Annotated in this window: 22 protein-coding genes; 2 read left to right on the forward strand and 20 right to left on the reverse strand. The window is 43.7% G+C overall.

The window, feature by feature from the left end; genetic code table 11:
• On the forward strand, positions 1-196 hold a 196-nt coding region (locus JHD69_RS16005), incomplete at its 5' end, for a hypothetical protein (protein WP_199141377.1).
• Here JHD69_RS16005 and JHD69_RS16010 read toward each other — a convergent pair.
• The 20 genes from JHD69_RS16010 to JHD69_RS16105 all read right to left on the reverse strand — a co-directional run bounded on the left by JHD69_RS16010 (position 103) and on the right by JHD69_RS16105 (position 16,880).
• A complete protein-coding gene (locus tag JHD69_RS16010) occupies positions 103-711 on the reverse strand; it encodes a hypothetical protein (RefSeq protein ID WP_199141356.1) in 609 nt (202 codons plus the stop codon). The two genes, JHD69_RS16005 and JHD69_RS16010, sit on opposite strands and share 94 nt — an antisense overlap.
• Before the next feature lies 1 nt (position 712).
• Positions 713-1,432, reverse strand: coding sequence for a hypothetical protein (locus JHD69_RS16015; RefSeq protein WP_199141357.1), 720 nt, complete (start codon positions 1,430-1,432; stop codon positions 713-715).
• Between the two features lie 378 nt (positions 1,433-1,810).
• Positions 1,811-2,362 carry a cupin domain-containing protein gene (locus JHD69_RS16020; RefSeq protein ID WP_199141358.1) on the reverse strand — a complete coding sequence of 184 codons (552 nt, stop codon included), beginning with the start codon at positions 2,360-2,362 and terminating at the stop codon, positions 1,811-1,813.
• A gap of 65 nt (positions 2,363-2,427) precedes the next feature.
• On the reverse strand, positions 2,428-3,246 hold the full coding sequence (locus JHD69_RS16025) for a helix-turn-helix domain-containing protein (RefSeq protein WP_199141359.1): 819 nt from the start codon (positions 3,244-3,246) through the stop codon (positions 2,428-2,430).
• A gap of 190 nt (positions 3,247-3,436) precedes the next feature.
• Positions 3,437-4,306, reverse strand: coding sequence for a hypothetical protein (locus tag JHD69_RS16030; RefSeq protein WP_199141360.1), 870 nt, complete (start codon positions 4,304-4,306; stop codon positions 3,437-3,439).
• A gap of 4 nt (positions 4,307-4,310) precedes the next feature.
• The gene (locus JHD69_RS16035) at positions 4,311-4,925 is read right to left on the reverse strand and encodes a hypothetical protein (RefSeq protein ID WP_199141361.1); all 615 of its coding nucleotides are present in this window, start codon (positions 4,923-4,925) and stop codon (positions 4,311-4,313) included.
• A 10-nt stretch (positions 4,926-4,935) separates the two neighbouring features.
• Complete coding sequence (locus JHD69_RS16040; RefSeq protein WP_199141362.1) at positions 4,936-6,117, reverse strand: LGFP repeat-containing protein; 1,182 nt, start codon at positions 6,115-6,117, stop codon at positions 4,936-4,938.
• A 19-nt stretch (positions 6,118-6,136) separates the two neighbouring features.
• On the reverse strand, positions 6,137-6,733 hold the full coding sequence (locus JHD69_RS16045; protein WP_199141363.1) for a DUF4082 domain-containing protein: 597 nt from the start codon (positions 6,731-6,733) through the stop codon (positions 6,137-6,139).
• 13 nt (positions 6,734-6,746) lie between these two features.
• Positions 6,747-7,055 (reverse strand): hypothetical protein, encoded by a 309-nt coding sequence (locus JHD69_RS16050; protein WP_199141364.1) that lies wholly within the window; start codon positions 7,053-7,055, stop codon positions 6,747-6,749.
• Between the two features lie 17 nt (positions 7,056-7,072).
• The gene (locus tag JHD69_RS16055) at positions 7,073-8,203 is read right to left on the reverse strand and encodes a hypothetical protein (protein ID WP_199141365.1); all 1,131 of its coding nucleotides are present in this window, start codon (positions 8,201-8,203) and stop codon (positions 7,073-7,075) included.
• 8 nt (positions 8,204-8,211) lie between these two features.
• Positions 8,212-8,859 carry a hypothetical protein gene (locus JHD69_RS16060; RefSeq protein ID WP_199141366.1) on the reverse strand — a complete coding sequence of 216 codons (648 nt, stop codon included), beginning with the start codon at positions 8,857-8,859 and terminating at the stop codon, positions 8,212-8,214.
• A gap of 141 nt (positions 8,860-9,000) precedes the next feature.
• A complete protein-coding gene (locus JHD69_RS16065; RefSeq protein ID WP_199141367.1) occupies positions 9,001-9,459 on the reverse strand; it encodes a DUF3592 domain-containing protein in 459 nt (152 codons plus the stop codon).
• Positions 9,460-10,200 (reverse strand): LytR/AlgR family response regulator transcription factor, encoded by a 741-nt coding sequence (locus JHD69_RS16070; RefSeq protein ID WP_199141368.1) that lies wholly within the window; start codon positions 10,198-10,200, stop codon positions 9,460-9,462.
• Between the two features lie 5 nt (positions 10,201-10,205).
• Entirely contained in the window at positions 10,206-12,263 is a 2,058-nt protein-coding gene (locus tag JHD69_RS16075) for a tetratricopeptide repeat-containing sensor histidine kinase (RefSeq protein ID WP_199141369.1), read from the reverse strand.
• Positions 12,264-12,676: 413 nt separating this feature from the next.
• Positions 12,677-13,876 (reverse strand): DUF3570 domain-containing protein, encoded by a 1,200-nt coding sequence (locus JHD69_RS16080; protein ID WP_199141370.1) that lies wholly within the window; start codon positions 13,874-13,876, stop codon positions 12,677-12,679.
• Positions 13,877-13,888: 12 nt separating this feature from the next.
• The gene (locus JHD69_RS16085) at positions 13,889-14,122 is read right to left on the reverse strand and encodes a DUF4266 domain-containing protein (protein WP_199141371.1); all 234 of its coding nucleotides are present in this window, start codon (positions 14,120-14,122) and stop codon (positions 13,889-13,891) included.
• Positions 14,119-15,069, reverse strand: a complete 951-nt coding sequence (locus tag JHD69_RS16090; protein WP_233165971.1) for an FAD:protein FMN transferase — start codon at positions 15,067-15,069, stop codon at positions 14,119-14,121. The genes JHD69_RS16085 and JHD69_RS16090 overlap by 4 nt, the downstream gene beginning before the upstream one ends.
• The gene (locus tag JHD69_RS16095; protein WP_199141372.1) at positions 15,056-15,496 is read right to left on the reverse strand and encodes a thioredoxin family protein; all 441 of its coding nucleotides are present in this window, start codon (positions 15,494-15,496) and stop codon (positions 15,056-15,058) included. The genes JHD69_RS16090 and JHD69_RS16095 overlap by 14 nt, the downstream gene beginning before the upstream one ends.
• A gap of 38 nt (positions 15,497-15,534) precedes the next feature.
• Positions 15,535-16,227, reverse strand: coding sequence for a VIT1/CCC1 transporter family protein (locus tag JHD69_RS16100; RefSeq protein WP_199141373.1), 693 nt, complete (start codon positions 16,225-16,227; stop codon positions 15,535-15,537).
• Between the two features lie 2 nt (positions 16,228-16,229).
• Entirely contained in the window at positions 16,230-16,880 is a 651-nt protein-coding gene (locus JHD69_RS16105; RefSeq protein ID WP_199141374.1) for a cytochrome b/b6 domain-containing protein, read from the reverse strand.
• A 135-nt stretch (positions 16,881-17,015) separates the two neighbouring features.
• Here JHD69_RS16105 and JHD69_RS16110 point away from each other — a divergent pair.
• On the forward strand, positions 17,016-17,882 hold an 867-nt coding region (locus JHD69_RS16110; RefSeq protein WP_199141375.1), incomplete at its 3' end, for a hypothetical protein.

Here is a 17,882-nt window from a genome sequence, read left to right on the forward strand (position 1 = left end):
CCCCCCCCCCCCCCCCCCCCCCCCCCCCCCCCCCCCCCCCCCCCCCCCCCCCCCCCCCCCCCCCCCCCCACCTTTTTTTACTGATCCGGCCCCCACCGATATCTACACATGTCGTGGTTCGTCGGCAGCGTCAGATGTGTATAAGAGACAGAAACGGGTGTTCGCCGGCTCTACCGATAATTTGGTGCCATTGTAATTGCAGTCGAAATAAAATATAACTTCATCCTGATCGGACCAAATAAGAATAGAGCTTATTTTATCATTGATGTTTTTATAGCCGCTTAATTCTTGATTTAATGTGGTTTTTCCACTCTTGATCAACACCTTTTCAAAGTTGGAATTGAATGTAGACGGGCTTGGAAGTTCATATACGTTATCGTTCTGTAAACTATAATTATCTCCCAAACAATTATCATCCTCAAAAACCAGTACGTTCAAATTCTGGGGGATAATCGCCGAGGAGAAGAAATCATTAGCTTTCATGCCGAGGTTTTTAAGGGTGTATAAACCACGTTTGAGCATATACTTCTGCCCCTTGTAGTTGGCATCTTCGTAAAACCAAGCTTCGCCTTGTGGCTTTAAAAGCTTAAACTTGTTAAGCTCCGGATTTTCTTGTGCTAACTTTTGAGGCAAGGCAACAGGTCTGGCCACTTGGGCCAATGCAAGTTGCGCGCAAAGGGTGATTATCAATATGAAAAATAGATGTTTCATCTTACTTTTTAGTTCTTTGTTTCAAAAACCGTTTAACAAATGCGTTAAAACGGGGCAGCGATTGATCTTCGTAGACACTGATAAACTGTCCAAACTGCATGTAGCCATAAACAAAAGGATCTTTGGCCGCTTCTTCATAGTTTTTAACAAAGTATTCTTCTACGCTTTGTCCTGCGGGAACAGGATTGGGCAATTGGGCGTACATCTTTTTGGCATATTGATAACATTGCTCCAATTCTTTCGACCTGCCCTGCTTGCGCCACCACAACATGGCGATTCGGTTGGCGAAAAACTCATCTTGATAGGGTGAGAGCAGTTTTCCTTGAACCTTGTGCTGCAGAGCATGTCCCAATTCGTGGGACAAATAAAACCCGTTGAAGAACAGTCCGAAGATCCGCTTTCCTTCATCCTCGCTGCCTCCCAACTTATAGAAGAACTGTTTCTGAGGTTCAATGACCTGTGCCCAAATAGGCAGATTCACAGTTTTTATTTCCTGTGAGCCATCATAATAGATCAGATAGGGGGTGGTGTTTAAAATGGTTGAAACCTTTATTTTGGTTGAGGGACTTATCTTTTCGACATCGGCAATGAATTTGGAGGTAATTGCTCTCGCATCGCGTATTTCAGCTGCAGTATCAGTATAAAGGTTGAACCAATTTTGCTGTGCTGCACAAAAATTGGCAAGCAACATCAGGGTGATGGTTAGGATTTTAAATTTCATTCTGGCCATATCTTATCAATTTATTTAAGCTGGGTGGTACTTGCTCACATTTTAAAGACAGCTGTACTTATAGTTTGCTAGTTTCACTGCTAATTTATTAACAGAATTAAATCATATCGACATCAATAAGCCAAGTGTTAGCTTGGCTTATTGAAACGAGATAAAATTCATGTTTTTGGTACGGTACAGGAGTTGACATTTCTTAGCCATGTTACCACAGTCCATATGGGTGGTGCTGGCATAAATTGCGCTTCGGAAATCATCACATAACCGACAAAATGCCGGATTTTGAAGCTTGGAGGATAAAATATGGGCTTCGCCTAGGTTTGCGCAAATTACTTTTTGCCTGTCGAAAGCATGGCAATTTGCAAAACCGTTTTACAAGGTTAACGGTGGGCCTACCACCTTCATGCCGCATTCTTCGTGTATCTTATCAATTTCTTCTTTGGTGGGTTGATGTTTTAGGTTGTTCATCGTTCGGAAAAATTCTTCCGCTTTGCCGGCAGGCTGTACAAAATAAACCAGCTTTCCCCTGTCTGTTAACTGTATCCAGGTATGTGGAATGTTGCGTGGCAGAAAAATAGTATCGCCAACCTCCATCAAAATGGTTTCTTTGCCAACTACAAAGCGGTATTTTCCCTCAGCTACATAAAAAACCTCATCTTGGTCAAAATGAACATGTAGCGAGGGGCCAATTTTATCGTAACCTATGTATTCAAACATGGCTAGTTGCCCATCTGTGTCTTTTCCGGATATCTTGATATCGTTCGGATGTTTGCCCTTGTATAAGAATGATTCGCCAAAACGGCCTTTCCCGGCAGGAACCTTAAACGGGTTATCGGTTGATTTAAGCTGTGCCAATGCCGATTTTCCGGGCATGAAGAGCATCGCTGCACCCAAACTTTGCATTAGAAATTTTTTTCTTTCCATTCTCTAAAATTTGATGGCTTAAAATTGTAAAATCTTCGCCCCAAACTATTGGTAAGAAATGGACTTTAGTAAACCTCCTCAAATCCAAGTTGCCTTTCGGGTGAGTCCATAGCAAAAAACCGGGATGGCGAATAGCCGGTAAATGCCTTGTAATCTTTGCTGAGGTGCTGGTAATCATAGTATCCACAGGCAATGGCAATGTTAAACCAGCTCATTTGCGGCGTAGCATTTTTCATCCTAAAGGCCTGGTCAAACCGTACTATCTTCAAATATTCCTTGGGCGTAATCCCTATTCTTCTGATAAACTGCCGATCGAACTGCCGATGGCAAAGAAAAGCGGCCGATACATAATGGTCCAACGAACAATTTAGCCTTAGCATTTGCTGGGCAACCAAATCAATGGCTCTGCTATCCTTTTTCGTAGTACAGGCCAATCCTTTAACGAATTCTTCGGCGATAGCAATCATGTCCTGATGGCTGGCGGCCTGGTAAAGGCGTTCGGTTATTTCTTCAATTGCTGGCCCTATAACATCTCCGGCTTCTATAAACCTGTCTGTTAGTTCATCTGCAGCAATGCCAAGCAAACGATATAACGCGCCAGGCATAAACACGATTTGCAGCGACAGAAAATTCTTGTACACGGTTCTATTGTTCACGAAAGTATGTTGTCCGGCCAATAATGCATTTTTTGGTTTAATGCTGATGTGCTTTCCAAGCACATCGATCACGGTCGGTGTCAGAAAAAACTGTAGGCAATGTTCTGGGCGGGGGGTGTATAATTTTGGAGGAATTGGCTCATCGTTGGGAAACGTGAAATCGATGATGCGGTAAAGCCTGACAAATTCAGACACTGGCAAGCTCGGCCTAATCTCTTTTAGAAACATCACTATACAGTTAAATGACTACAACATTACTTCTTATCTCTTAATTCCCTCGTAGCTAATGCCTTTCATTAATCTAAGATAATGAAATTTTGCGGAGTAGCCAGAGGCAATTAATGTCGTAAAAAGCCGTCATGTAGCGATGTGGGTCATCTGTTGCGTTCCTGGCCAAGGAAGAAACTCCAACTTTGTTTTAGGCCTCAATAATGATGGTCACTTTGTATTTTTTTGTGGCTTTATGCTGTAAAATGCCCGCACATTTTCCACTTCCGTTGCCGGTGATACAGCCACTGGCAAAGCCAATGTTACCTGCTATATCGGTCATTTTACCATTACATTGGTCGGGATGTTTTGCTACAGGTTTGGTTGCTGCCGGTATGGGCACATAAAAGAACAGCTCATTTCGATAGCGTAAAGCGCCATTAATCTCAAATTCCTGGGTAGCATGGCTTTGGGTATTTAGATTGGTGCAGATCATTTTTATTCCTGCAGGCATCTTTTTAAGGCTGTAAACCAAGGTCGTATCGGGCAAAGGGTCTCCTGCTTTTGGTTGCAGCGATAAAATGGAGATGTATCTGCTCGATAGCTCGGTTGGCGATAAAGAAGCATATTGCCTGAAAGAAAGTGCCAAATCGTTCCGCATGTCAAAGATTTCTGGCAGTTGCCACTTTTCCGTTGTGCTCTTGTCCTGCGAAGTGATCTTGATTTTAATATTGTCATCTACCAATAAAAAGCCATCCGAATAATTGAAAGCGAATACCCAAACGTTAGCGGGCAGGTAAAAGGGCAGTTTTTGTCCGTAAAAGATGTTGGTTGACCTATCCATGTATACAAACCTGTTTTGTTGTATGATTTGTTGTCCATCAAAATACATTCGTTTGGGCAATTTTTGATTTGTAGCACTTATTACATGAACCTGCAGAGCATGGTTGTCAATACCAACAGGCAACCTGAAAAAATAAAGCTGGGTATTCTCCATGCCATATTTTTTCCAGCTGGTAGATTGGGCTTCTACCGAGCCTGACAGCGAAAGTAAGACCGCTAAGAACAATACTTTAAGCATCAATTTATGGGTAGATTTTGACACTGGATATATTGTCGTTGGCAAGGATCCATTCGGCACCTGTTTGGCCGCTGACAAAGTATAATCCGCCCTTACTGTATTTGCCACCCGACTTGAACGTGTAGTAATCGCCCTTGAAACCCAGAGCCCCGGTTTCCATACTGATAACGCCATAGCCCGAGGTGGAAGTGGATAGTCCCTTAAATTTATCATCTATAAAGACAGTGACTTTTAGCGAAAGCGGAATGAGCATACTGCTGATCTTATCGTTCCAGTTGGTGCCTAATTCTTTGGTCGTAGCGCTGCCCAAAAGGGTATAATCGCCAATTTTCAGGATCTTCTTTTCGCCGTTGAAAAATTCGTCGGAATAGATCCAGACCTCATCGCCACTTTGGTCGAAGGCATCGTATTCTGCCTGGCATTTGTCAAGTACTTTGTCTGATTCGCTTTTGCCATAAACCTTGATCATCAAATCTTTGTTAAATGGAATTTTAGCGGCAATGGTACTTGTTTTATTGCCCAGTGCTGGCTTTTTATAATTTGCATCAATTTTATTCTGTGCAAGGGCACCATGGGCTATCGCCATAGCTGCCAAAAGAAGCATTGTATTTTTATTCATTTTTTTGTTTTTAATAAGTTGATATGGCACCTTTGCCATTGCCTTTCCCGTCGAGGTACCATTGCCCATTGTCGCCCTCTTTCCAGAGCGTTTGGTTTACATCGCCCAAATAATAAATGGTTCCTTTGCTAAATACCTGATAGGTCGTGTTTCCTTTCACCATTTCGTTATCAGTTGGGTATCCGCAACCTTTTTCCCAGCCTCTTTTGGCAAACTCGTTCCAGATTGGGCCTTTGCGAATGGTGTAGCCGATGGCATCGTTGTCTTTACGGTAAATGTAACCCCTCATAAACTGTTGCAACCAAACGCCGCTGCCATGCATGGCTTTTTCTGTAGGATAACCCAACCAACTGTTCACACCACCCAAGGCCCGGTAGGTAGCATAAATGCCCGGGAAATCTTTGGCATTTTGCATGTTCATGCCGGGTACCAGTTGTACCTGCGAACCATCGGTGTTAGCCACCAGCATTCCGCCCTCAAACTCCTGGCTCCAATGGGTAATTTCGTTTGATTTGCTGCCCAACTTGGCTGCTTTGGCCTCAGCAATGGGATAGCCCAAGAAACCACGTTCGTAACGTTCTTCACCCCACTTCCGCAAAATATGGCCAGCCACTACAAACGCACCGTATTTTTTATTGTTGTAGATGCAGCCACCCTCAAAATAACAGTAGGCGGCTTTGCCATCGGGTGTAATTTTAAGATCTTCGGTAGGGAATCCTAAAAAGCCATTGGCATACTTTTCGTTCATATAGCGTTGCAATACATCGCCCAAAACAAGGTGAGCTCCGGTTTTTGGGCTCCAGTAGATGGCGCCCCGTTCAAAAAACTGATAGGCACCGTCTTTCATTTTGACCTCGTCCATTTGTGGATAGCCAATTTCAGATCGGATGGCACCCAACTCACTATATTTTAATGCAATGGCACCATAAACCGCGAAGGGTGTATTTTTTGCTTTGCTCATGTAAATGGCATCTGTATTGAACTGGTCAAGGTCCATTTTTTTGGAATAAATGTAACCGTTGTCTGCCTCCTGTGCATTGTCGTACATGGGACGCATGCCAATAGCATCGGCCTTTTTGCGCATGACAGCTGTAATTTCTGTGCTCGCTTTCTTGCGGACATCCGCTTGTGTGTAGCCTCTTGTAGTTGCAAGCAACATGATCAGGGCTATGCATTTTATGGTATTTTTCATCCTTGCAAAGATTTGAGACCTATTCGGTCTGTTTAAAAATAAAGCTGTAATCGCCGGTAAATTCGGTTGTACGGGCATTTGCAGGTATGCTTACCGGGCTTGTGCTACTGGTGTAGGAACCCGTAATACTTATGTTTCCGGCATCAATGGGATAGGGAATGGTAGCATTGTCCGTACGCCTATGGTTATAAAATTTGTTGGAATTGATGGAAATGACATATTCAGTGTTTTTGGCAACTTCTAAATCGGCAATGGCCACGCTTATTTCCTGATCGGGATTGGGAACATTTACAAAAACAGTTTTTATGACATTTGAAGTTGCCTTATCCCAAATGGTTACCTTCAGAGCGCTGTTTGCATAAGGGAGTTTCACGGTGATGCCTTTGATTATGCCTTTTACCTTGGGTTTAAAGCCAAAGCCCATTTCAAAAGAGGTGGGATTGGTGAAGGAGATATTATTTTGGTTTAATCCTGTTGTCGCCAAAAAAGCACTGAGTGGATTTTCTTCAGGATAATTTGTTTTAGTAGGTTGGTCGTCTTTTTTTTTACAGGCCGAAATTGTACAAAACAGGGCCGATAACAGCACGAGACTACGTACTTTTAATAATTTTGACATCATTTTCATATTTCTAATTTTTAACCTTGCTGTTCTGAACTTTTTTTGAAGGGGCTCCAGCCGGCTGGAAAGGCTGCGGGTTTATTGCCTTTTCAGTGCTTTTCGATTTCATGGGGTTAGGCTTGGCCTGCTCTTCAGTTTTCTTTTCTTCTTGTTCTCTCTCCATCAACGTCTCCGCTTTTGAAGTTTTCTTTTCTAGTTTCTTTACGTCTTTATCTACCGTTTTTGGCGTTGTAGATTTGGGTTGAACGGGCGTAGTTTGGGCTTGGGCCGTAGCCATTGTTGCTAGGCAAACTACAATGCTGTAGAATAATTTTTTCATTGTATTGAATTTAAATGTTATTTAAAAGTGTATTTATAAAGAGCTCCTCCATAACCATCGGGTAAACTGGTAATGTAGCCATTGGCGTTAGTGGTATAAGCATAGGCTCTCACCGTTTGGCTTCCTATTGCGCCGTTATTGTCGTATTTTTGAGAGCTATAGCCTTTAAGGGCATAAGCTTTACGGGTAGACGGCTCGATGCCATAGAGAACGCCCGGTCTGATGAACACACCGATCATGGGGTCGGGATCGTAAATGGCATCATAATACTCATAGCTGTAAAGGGTATAGGTCCCTGCCGCATCATTGGAGTTGGTGTATTTTGCCGTTTTGACACGCCCTTTGCTATCGTTGGTAAATTCATAGGTGTCTTTTACTACGCCATAATAGCTTTTGGTATATTTGGTCAGCTCGCCTGCGTTTCCATAGGTGAAATTCTCCTGGGTCTGTCCGTATGTTCCCGCAATGATAATCACCTGTTTGGCTGCATTTAGGGTATAGGTAAACGTATTGCTGGTGTTGCCATTGTTGTCTTTTACAATTTGCGTTTTCAGTAATCCATTGGCATCGTAGTCAAATAGATAAGTGCCATAGTTATCTTTATAGCTTGAAAGTAAATTTGAACTGTTGTAGGTATAATCTGCTGTTAAAATCGGCACAGTTTGTACCGGTGGGCCGGCCGCAAACTCTTCTCTTTTAATCACTATATCACTGCCTCCTGCCGGTGGCTGGGCAAGTCCGATGGTTGCGGTATAGTTCTGCGTGGTGCCGTTTTCGGCGATAACGGTAAGCGTAAGGGCTTGCCCAAAGTTATTAGCGGTGGTGCCACTGACCTGCACGACGCTTCCGATCTTTAACGTGGCCTTGGCAGCAATTGTGAAATTGGCCCTTAAAGCACTTAGGTCGGTGCCATAGGGTAGGGTGGCCTTGATGGTCTTGTTGGTTTCATCAATTGTAGCAGCCACATCGGTACTTAGGGTTGGATTGTCGTTCTTGCTAAAGCCATAAGCGGTAAGTTGTTTGGCCTCGCTTAAAACAGGCGTTGGCTGCGGTGCAGGGCTAGGAATGATGGTTGCTGTTTTCTTGCACGAAACAAGTGACGTGATCAACAAAACAATGAAGTAGGGTGATTTGAAGAGTTTTTTCATAACAAAAGCTATTGGCATTGGTTGTAGGCATTAACGATGTTCATCCATACCTGCTTACGGCGTGTTTCGCCCTGGTTTACAAAAGCATAGAAGAAGTCTTTGTTTTTATTGCTGATTTTTTCACATAGCGATGGGCAGGCGGCCAGCATGGCCGGTACCTTTACATCGAAGTTGGGAATGAACTTGTCGCTCTGCGCATTGTAGACATCCAAGTTATTGCTCGGTAATTGTACAAAAAGCTGTTGCTCCCTGTGTAGCGTGCCATCGGTACTTTTACTCAGTACTTCATTTTCGAACAGCTGTAAGCTGCCATTCATGGGCGTAAGCTCCTTTACAAAACGCAGGGCATTGCCTCCCCACATTTCATTCCCTTTCAGGTTTTTCACACTGTAATTGCTGCCGTTTACAAACAGGAAACGGATGTCATTCAATCCGTATGTTTGGTACGATTTGCTTACGCCTTCAGCAAAAGCAATACCGCTGATGGAGCTGTAGCTATCAAATGAATTTACTCTGATTTTTCCCGACAGAATTTGCCCGTTGCTTAATGTTAAAGTTGCTGGCTGTCCAGCCATGTTGTTAACACTGCTGTAGTAAGGCGTATTGCAAGACACGGTAAAAAACGCCAAAAAGACAAGTGATAAGAATCTGCTCATAAACTAACAGTTGTTACTGGCTGCAAGATGAACAGAATAAGGATTTGTTTTTATTGCGTTAAGCCAACGACATGAACGGCTTATTGAAATGCGTAATTTTGAAAGCTCATTGAAAGGAAGACGTTTTCTCGTAGAGTCGGTTTACTGATGGCTTTTCGATAAATAACTTTTTGAAATAATAAGGATCAGCAGTCCGAAAGCAATCATCAAGAGGAGCCCTGGAAATTCTCTCCAATTTACGATTACCGCTTGATGGGGCGCTTTGGAAGGATAGGCAACGGTAATATGGTCGCCAATGTCGTAGTTGAACAGCACAAAAATCTGTGGCGCATTGCTATAGGTAACCACCGTATCGCCTCCAGCCGTAACAAAACTAAAAAATGGACTGCGTCCCGAAGCAAAACTTTTGGTAGATGAAGGCTTTTGTACCTTACGTGCGCCATTGCTGCTTATTTTATAGCCAATTACTTCTGCATCGGTACTTATGCCCGTAAAAGGGAGCGAGCAGATTTTATAGAGGTTTGCACCCCAGAACAGGATTATGGCAAGGCCCGCAACAAGTGCAATAAGGCCAATTGATTTGCGATTGCGGATCGCCATTTAAACTTTTTTAAACAATCCCAGAAAATCCTGCTTGCGGTTGCGGCTCAAGGCAATGGCTTTGCCATCCTGCATAATGAGGTCTCCGCCTTCACCCCTGATGTATTGCTTGATGTATTTCAAGTTCACTATGCTCGACTTATGTGCCCTGAAAAACAAGGGGTTGTCGATCAGCACTTCCTCAAAGGTTGCCATGGTTTTGCTAGCCAGGTGCCTGCTCTTGTCGTTCATCACGATATGGGTATAGCAGCTATCGGCTTCCAGGTACATCATATCCTCAATTTTAACAAACAATAAACCCTGGGTGGTAGATAGGGCAATGGTATCTTGCATTTTGCCATTGGTAAACAGATGCAGGTTTTTTACCTGGTCCTTGCTAATGCTCAGTTCTTGTTTGTTGAACTTGTCCAAGGCTTCCTCAATTCCTTGTCTGTCAATGGGCTTGAGCAGGTAATCCAATGCGTTTAGGCGCAAGGCCTGTAGCGCATACTGGTTATAGGCGGTAGTAAATACGACCTTGAAATTGGGAGAAGGAAATTGATTGATGACCTCGAAACCGTTCATTTGGGGCATTTCAATATCCAAAAACACCAATTGAGGCTTGTGTTTGGCAATGAGCGAAGCCGCTTGCGTGCTGTCTTGCGTACTGGCCACCAGCTGTACGTCGGCAAAGCTCTTCAACAAGTGCGTAAGCGTTACAATGCAATGCTTTTCATCATCAATAATAATAGCTTTGATCATTATAATCAGGTGTTTAAAAAGATTTCTATTCTGGTTCCAGTAGCTTTTTCTTGTTGGTATAAATCTATAATTCTGACTTCGTTTCCTTCGTCCAGCATCTTGATCCGGTTGATGGTGATATCTATTCCGTAAGATTTATGGTTGGTTTGTCCCTTTTTAAGTTTAGAGGAAGCCAATCGCCCTACGCCATTATCTTCAATAATTATTTTCAGCCGATTATTTTCAACTTCCGTGATATCGATAAGCAAGTGGCCGTTCTCGGCTTTGTTGTGCAACCCATGCCAAATGGCATTTTCTACAAAGGGCTGGATGATGAGCGGTGGGATTTTGAGCAGTTCCACTTCCACCTCATCAGCCACGGCTATGGTGTATGAAAACTTATGTTCTAAACGGAGTGCTTCTAATTGTAGGTAGAGCTCAAGGGTTTGCAGTTCGGCCTTAAGCGTGATCGTCTTGCTTCTGGAAAGCTCCAGTACGTTGCGCATCAGTTTGGAGAAAGTGGTGAGGTAACCGCTAGCCGCTTCGCTCTTGCTTTGAATGATGTAACTATTGATTGAATTAAGTGTATTGAAGATAAAGTGTGGGTTCATCTGCGAACGCAGGGTCTGCATTTCAGCTTCCTTGAGGTCGCTTTTCATCTGCATTTCGGCCTGAAGCTGATCAGCCTTTTGCTGGCCCAGCTGACTTTTGGTTTTTAGCGAAATGATGCGAAGCCGGTGAATGATGAAACTAAGCACCGACACAACGCCAATAATGGCAATAATGCCATACAGCCATAATTGCTTGATGTGCAACTCCTTCAGCTTCTGGTCTTGGGACAATGATATTGCGAGTTGCTCTTGTATGGCTTTTTCTTTTTGAACCAATGCCAGCTGTTTGTCTTGCGATTTTTTCTGTAATTTTTGGTTTTGGAGTTCCGCCTGCGTTTTAAGATAGTTGAGCCTTACCAAATCGCGCTCTTTGTTGCTGGCCATCAGCTTGGTTTGGTTAAGCGACAACATCAACTGCTGTTGGTTCAGCCTTTCGTTGGCCAAAAGCTGCGCTGTTTTATATTTTTCTTCTTTGGTATCGAATTCATATTTCAGTTCCAAGCGGGTTACCTGCTTGCGGTTGGCGTCACCCTCGATTTTTTCTTTAACAGCCACAAATTTTTTGTAGTAATAATAGGCGCTGTCGGCCCTGTTTAGCTTTTCGTAACTGTCTGACAGGGTATTGAAACTTTCTTTCTGTACATCGAAGATATTGATTTCCTCCGACTGGCTGTTTGCTCTCAGGGCAAAGCTAATCGCCTTTTGGTACTGTTGTGTCAGGAAATAGTAATTGGCTATGCCCTGCAAATTTACGGCGACCCCCTTTTTATTCTTCAGTTCTTCGTTAATCTCCAAAGCCTTTGCATAATTTTCAAAGGCATCCTCATAGCTCTTCAATTCGGTTTGCGTGTTGGCTATGTTGCCGTATTCTCTTGCGATATTAAACTTTGAACCTAGCTTTACGTTCTTGGCCAAAGCCTGTTGGTAAAAGTCGAGTGCTTTGGCAAAATTTTTCTGTTTGAAATACACATTACCCACATTGCCCAGTCCGGTAGCAATACCGATGGCATAGTTTATCTTCTGGTGTATGGCCAAACCACCCTGAAAGTGTTTAAGGGCCATGTCATAATCTTGCAATTCGCTGTAAATTACCCCCATGTTTCCATAGCTGATACCTTTGGAGAGTTGGTCGTCTAGTTCATCTGCAATGCGGATGGCTTTTTGATAATAGTCTAAGGCTACGGGATAATTGTTCCTCACCATGTTTACGCTGCCCAAATTGGATAGGCAGGCTGCGATGCCCTTTTGATCTTTGATCTTTTGGTTGACCAGCAGCGAATTGGCAAAGCTTTTTTCAGCGGCTTGAAAATTACCCATAGTGTACTGGGCAATGCCCAATTGACGGTACGCCTGCGCAAGCCCTTTTTCATAACCTGCTTTTTCTGCTAACGAGGTTGCCTGCTGAGCATAATCCAACATTTTTTTTGGATCGGTACCGTAGTAGGCACTGCCCAGCTTAATTAGAGTATTCACTTTCGCTGTATCAAGCAGATTTGGCTTTTCAAGTTTTTTTAAAAGCGAATCGGCTAAATGGCTTACCTGTCCTTGAGCCAGTAGCGGCAAAGCAAACCATAAAAAAGTGAGATAAGTGGCAAAATGAAAATGGACTTTAGGTGGATTCAATTTGAATTGGCTTTAGCATTAAAAATACAAAAAAACCAATGTAATTTTAATATGCAATAAGTGAATAGCTGTTCCTGGTTATTGAAGTGCGCTTATTTTCTCTTTAAGTGATTTGTTAACGATCGCAATTATCCGCTCCTATAATAAAAAAAACTCTTTGCGAAAGCAGAGAGACTTTTTTGTTCGAGGTGAGAAAATCTGGATTAAAAGCAAAACCTCCAAACATTTACGTTTAGAGGTTTTGTTTCAGGACAATCGAAGCCTTATTTATACTTGATATTCAACGAAACAATATCAGAATTCATGTTGATGTTTTTGGTATAATGGCCATAACGCAACTCCAGCATGCTCAGGTGTTGTAAGCCAAATACGCCTTTTGGCGGTGCAAAGCGGATGCCGGCTCCATAAAAATTGCTGTTGAACTTAGCCAGGTCGTAATTGCTGTTGTAATATTGGTCGGCTGCGGTATGTACTTGGTAAGGCGCAAAATACTTGGCCGCGCTTTGGGTATAATAACGGTAAAACGGACTGATCGAGAAGAAAGGCGTCACCTTGATGGGTACTTCGATGTCGGCGGTATGCGAATTTACGCCCCAGTTATCGGTATAGAAACGATAATAGGTCCTGATGATGAAACGATCGCCCAAAAAGTAGTTGGCTCTAAAACCCAGCGGAATTTTCAACCTGCTATCGGGCAGATTCTCCTGGTGTACGCTGCCATCATTAAAATATACCCGGTGAAAAGGCAGGCTCAGGTAGCCGTTCTGCTGGACCAAATCGGCCAGGAACATGATCTGCAGGTTTTGATTGATGATCTGCGAATAGGAGAGCGAACCCGCAAAGGTATTTCTGGCGGCCGAGCCATAGTTCTCGCCATGCCCCGTGAGTCCCCCCGTTCGCAATTCGATAGGCTGTACCAGCTTAACCTGATCCAGGTAAGTCTGCAATTTAGCGGTAAACTCGCCGCTTCTGTCTTTTGTTTTGGCCGAAAAGCTCACATTGCCACCAAACGACTGGTAGTCGAACTCGCTCGAGGAAGATAAGCCCAGCGCCCAGGTGGTTCCCTTTTTCTCGTTCTCCATGCTCCAGCTTAGCGAAGGATAGATGCGCGTGTCGGCATGCGAAGCCGATGAATTGGCATGTAGGTCTATCATGTCAGACGAGGCCGAAGTATAATGGTCTATGCCCACTTCCAGTCCAAAGGTATGCTTTCTCGATTTCGAATCGTACTTGCTCAGCTTTACATCGAACACATTGGCAATATCATTCAGTTTTTGCGATCCGATGCCCCCGGTTACGGCAGCGTTATTGCCGTTTTGTGTATAATAGCTCGATACCAGGTTAATTTCGTCGAGTTTTAGCTTCCGGCTCTCAAAACCCGTGTTTTCTTTAGGAGTAGCTGTTTGTGCCTGGGTGTGCAACAGCGCAAAAGCCATGGCAGCGGTTAAAAATATCTTTTTCATCTTGTTTCTTGGTTAATTACAGCCACAGCCACCGCCACTTTTGCCGGCATTGGCTCCTGAAGATCCTTCTCGATAGCCCTGAAAACTCAATTCTGTTTTTTCCACCTTGCGGTTAGCCAAAGCCATTTCTGCATCGTTGAGCTTGTTTTTTTGGTATTCCTTTACCGTAGTGCAGGAAGAAACGAGCAGTACCGCAACCGCTATCATGGCGGGGACAAGTCCATTTTTAATATTCCTTCTTCTCATTGTATATTGATGTTTTTTGTGGTGTAAATCCGATTGTCGTCGTCAATAATGATACAAGCCAAATGTTTGATCTGGTTGATCAGGTTCAGTCCTGCCACAATACCCATAATGGTTACTGGTGTGGCCATGGCATCGGCAATTTCTGCATTCGGGCTGATGATGGTAACGCTTTTGATGCCCGTAACCGGCAGTCCGGTTTTGGGATTGATGGTGTGCGAATATTTTTTGCCGTTGATCTGAACAAACTTTTCGTAGTTGCCAGAGGTAGCCACGGCCATATCGGTCACATTGAGGTATGAAAAGGGCAGTTCTCGGTGGTCGGGATTGGCAATGCCAATGGTCCAGGGACTGCCGTTGGCTTGGTTGCCCCAGGTAGTCAAATCGCCCGATGCATTAACGATGCCGCTTTTTACGCCTTCTTTAAGTAGCAAAGCCTTGGCCATTTCGGCGGCGTAGCCCTTGCCAATACCCCCAAACCCAATGCGCATGCCTTTTTCTCTGAGCATGATGCTGCAGTCGGCTTCGTTTAAAATGACATTTTTATAATTGATGAGCCTAACCAGGCTTCGGGCCGTACTTTCGTCGGGTAAGGCCGTCATTTGCCGGTCGAAATTCCAAAGCCTTTTGTCTATCGAACCGTAGGTAATGTCGAAAGCTCCATCCGTAATTGTCGAAATCCGCAGAGCACGTTGTACCAAGTCGAAAACCTCCCGGTTTACTTTTACTGGGGCAATACCAGCCAGTGCGTTGATTTGGTTGGTTTGGCTCTGTTCATCAAAGGTTGTAAGCAAGCGTTCGATTCTCCTGATTTCGGCTATGGCAAACTCGATTTTGGCTTCGGCCCATGCCTGATCTGGCCCAACTACCGTAATCTCGAAGCGGTTGCCCATCAGTTTTTCCGCCTTTTTAAAGGCCTGGAGTGTCGTAATGGCGCTATCTGTTGGCATCGCAGAGCTGTTTTACTTCGTTGGCGAAAGCCTGGGCATTTTCATCGGGCAACCCATCCCAAGCTTTGATTACTTTGCCGTCGGCATTGAGCAAAACGGTATAAGGAAATTTTCCGGAGGCGTTGTAGCTGTCGGCCAATATTTCGTTTTGTTTCTTGACATTGGGTGCCAGTTGGTTTTTTTTGCTTCGGGGAAAATCCGCATTAACCATGACTAGATTTTTTCCGGCCATTTCCAAAAATGCAGCATCCCCAAAAATCTCCTTGTGCATGCGTATGCAGGGGCCGCACCAATCGGAACCCGAAAAGTTGAGCAAAATAAGTTTATGGTCTTGTTTGGCCGTTTTCTTGGCATTTTCGAAATTAGGCTCCCAAGCCGTAAATGAAGTGATTAGGAGGTAGCAGGCAATCAGCAAAAGATTTTTCATATGGTGTATTTAACGTTTTTATTGTAGTTTATTATTAATCATGCCACCAATTTGGCAATGCCAAAGGCGGCGGCGGCGGCAAGCAAGCCGATTAAGGTTACCTTGAGTGCGCCGGCAATAGGGCGTTGGCCTGTAATTTTGCTTTTGAAATAGCCAAAAACAAAAAGACAGATGGTAGTGAACAAGGCCGAAACTATCAATCCGTTGGCCGGTGTAGCCGTAAAAAAATAAGCCGATAGGGGCAATAGGCCACCTATAAAATAAGCCGTACCGATGGTAAGCGCCGAATTTCGGGCCCGGTTGGCATTCGGTTTTTCCAGTCCCAGTTCAAATTTCATCATAAAATCGACCCATTTATCCTTGTCGCGCGACAGTTCATTGGCCAACAGTTCCTGCCCGCTTTCGCTGATGCCATAAGCGGCGAAAATGTCCTTTATTTCTTGTTTTTCTTTTTCGGGTACATGCGCTACCTCATCGTATTCTCTTTGCAGCTCGCTTTCGTAGTGCTCCTGTTCGGTTTTTCCGGCCAGATACCCACCCAGTCCCATGGCAATGCAACCAGCCACAATTTCGGCGATGCCTGCCGTAATCACAATCGCATTGCTGCTTACCGCGCCGCTCAGGCCGGCCGCCAATGCAAAAGGTACTGTTAACCCATCGCTCATCCCAATCACTACATCAGTAATGAAGTCGGAGCTTTTGAGGTGCGTTTCGTGGTGATTGGTCGTCATATTCAGTTTTTGAGCCCTCCGTTAATCATATCAGAAACAATTCCCTTTTTATCCTTGTTTTCGGCCAAATAAACCCCGCCAACATGCAAAGCGATAAAGCCGAGGATAGGGTACATGCAAAACCCGTGGATTTCTTTTAGCGAATGACTAAAGGATTTGTCAAGGCCAAGTTCGGCTTTAAAGGCGATGGTGAGACCCGTGGCCACCATAACGAATAGCAGTACATAAAAGAGAACATAGAGCGATTTGATGCCCAATTCATACCTAGCCTGGCTTTTAACAGCTTGGTTAGACAGGTAGCGTTTTAAGGTGAGCTTAAAATTCTGAATAAAGCTGTAATCCTTTTTGGAAGCTATTTCTGCAATAATCCGAAAAAGGAACAGCGCGGCCAAGGCGTAGCCAAAATAGCTATGTACATCCCAAACCTGGTCTTCGAGGCCGTGCGCTACCGACCTGGCTTGTTGTTGCGAAACGTTGGCACCAGCATTGGCCAGCTCTTTTTGAATGAAACTGCTGCTCGAACCGCCATCGAACAAGGTAGCATTGACCAATACGGTTAATAGCGATCCGGAAATGACCAATGTATTAGCCCAGTGCCAAAAACGCGTTTTGGACGAGTATTTGGGTGTAATTGTTTGGGAGGTTGCCTTCATATCCAATAAATTTAGGTTTAAAATATGAAGACATTCTGAAGAACATAACAAAAACTTGAAAGCTGGAATCCTTTTGTTATAAATTGACTTAAGTTTGATTAATTTGTTAATGTTTAATTAAAAAGCTTAAATAGCATGGGCGCAAGCATAGCCGTCATCGTTTTAATCATAGTTGGGATTGTTAAATGGCTGATGAAACCAAAAAGAGAAAGTGATTTGGAGTATTTCCTCCAATCTAATAAAGATAATCATGACCTTATCGAAGAACCTGAAGAGAAAGTTGCAGCATTACCGATTTACATAGGTGGCGGTCATGTTGACGTTTTCGGGCAACAATACCACATCGTCCGATTGGATTATTGTTCGGCAAGGCATAAGCTGGCTTTGCTTCATTATAAAAAGGACGGCTATTATTACTTAACCATCATTGATACGCAAGATGAGCAGCTAGCGAACGAATTTGCCCTGGATTTATCGTTTTCGAAAATGATAATCGAATATTTTCCTTTATACCGGTCGGGCTTTCCCCATAGTTATCCCAATTACGCACCCGAAAAACAATTTCATGAGACGAATAATGGTGTGACCAGAAAATTTAGAGAGCTGGAAATGCTCCATTTTTTCAAGGTCGATTATGAAAAAGAAGAAGTTGTTTTATTTGGCCGGGTGTTCAGCTATAGCTATCACAACTCCAATCTGATTAGCGACGGTCGTAATTTCGATGAGTTTAGTTTTGAGCGTTATGGGTTTGATGGTAGACAGCAGATCCAAAAGACATTTAAGCACAAGGATATAGCTCATGCCGCTTTTGGCCAAGACCAACTTTTCGTCATCAATTCTCAATCGTTTTCTGATTTTAACGATCTATTGGTTTTTTGGCCCGAAACCGGCGAAGAGATGTTTTTTGAACTGCTAGGTAATGAAAATTTAATAGAAGAAAAGGAGTTTGATTATGAATATATCGAAGAACTGGTTGCTGTCTCTTATACACATCTGACGCTG

It is taken from the genome of Pedobacter sp. ASV12 (genome assembly GCF_016429155.1).
Lineage (GTDB): Bacteria > Bacteroidota > Bacteroidia > Sphingobacteriales > Sphingobacteriaceae > Pedobacter.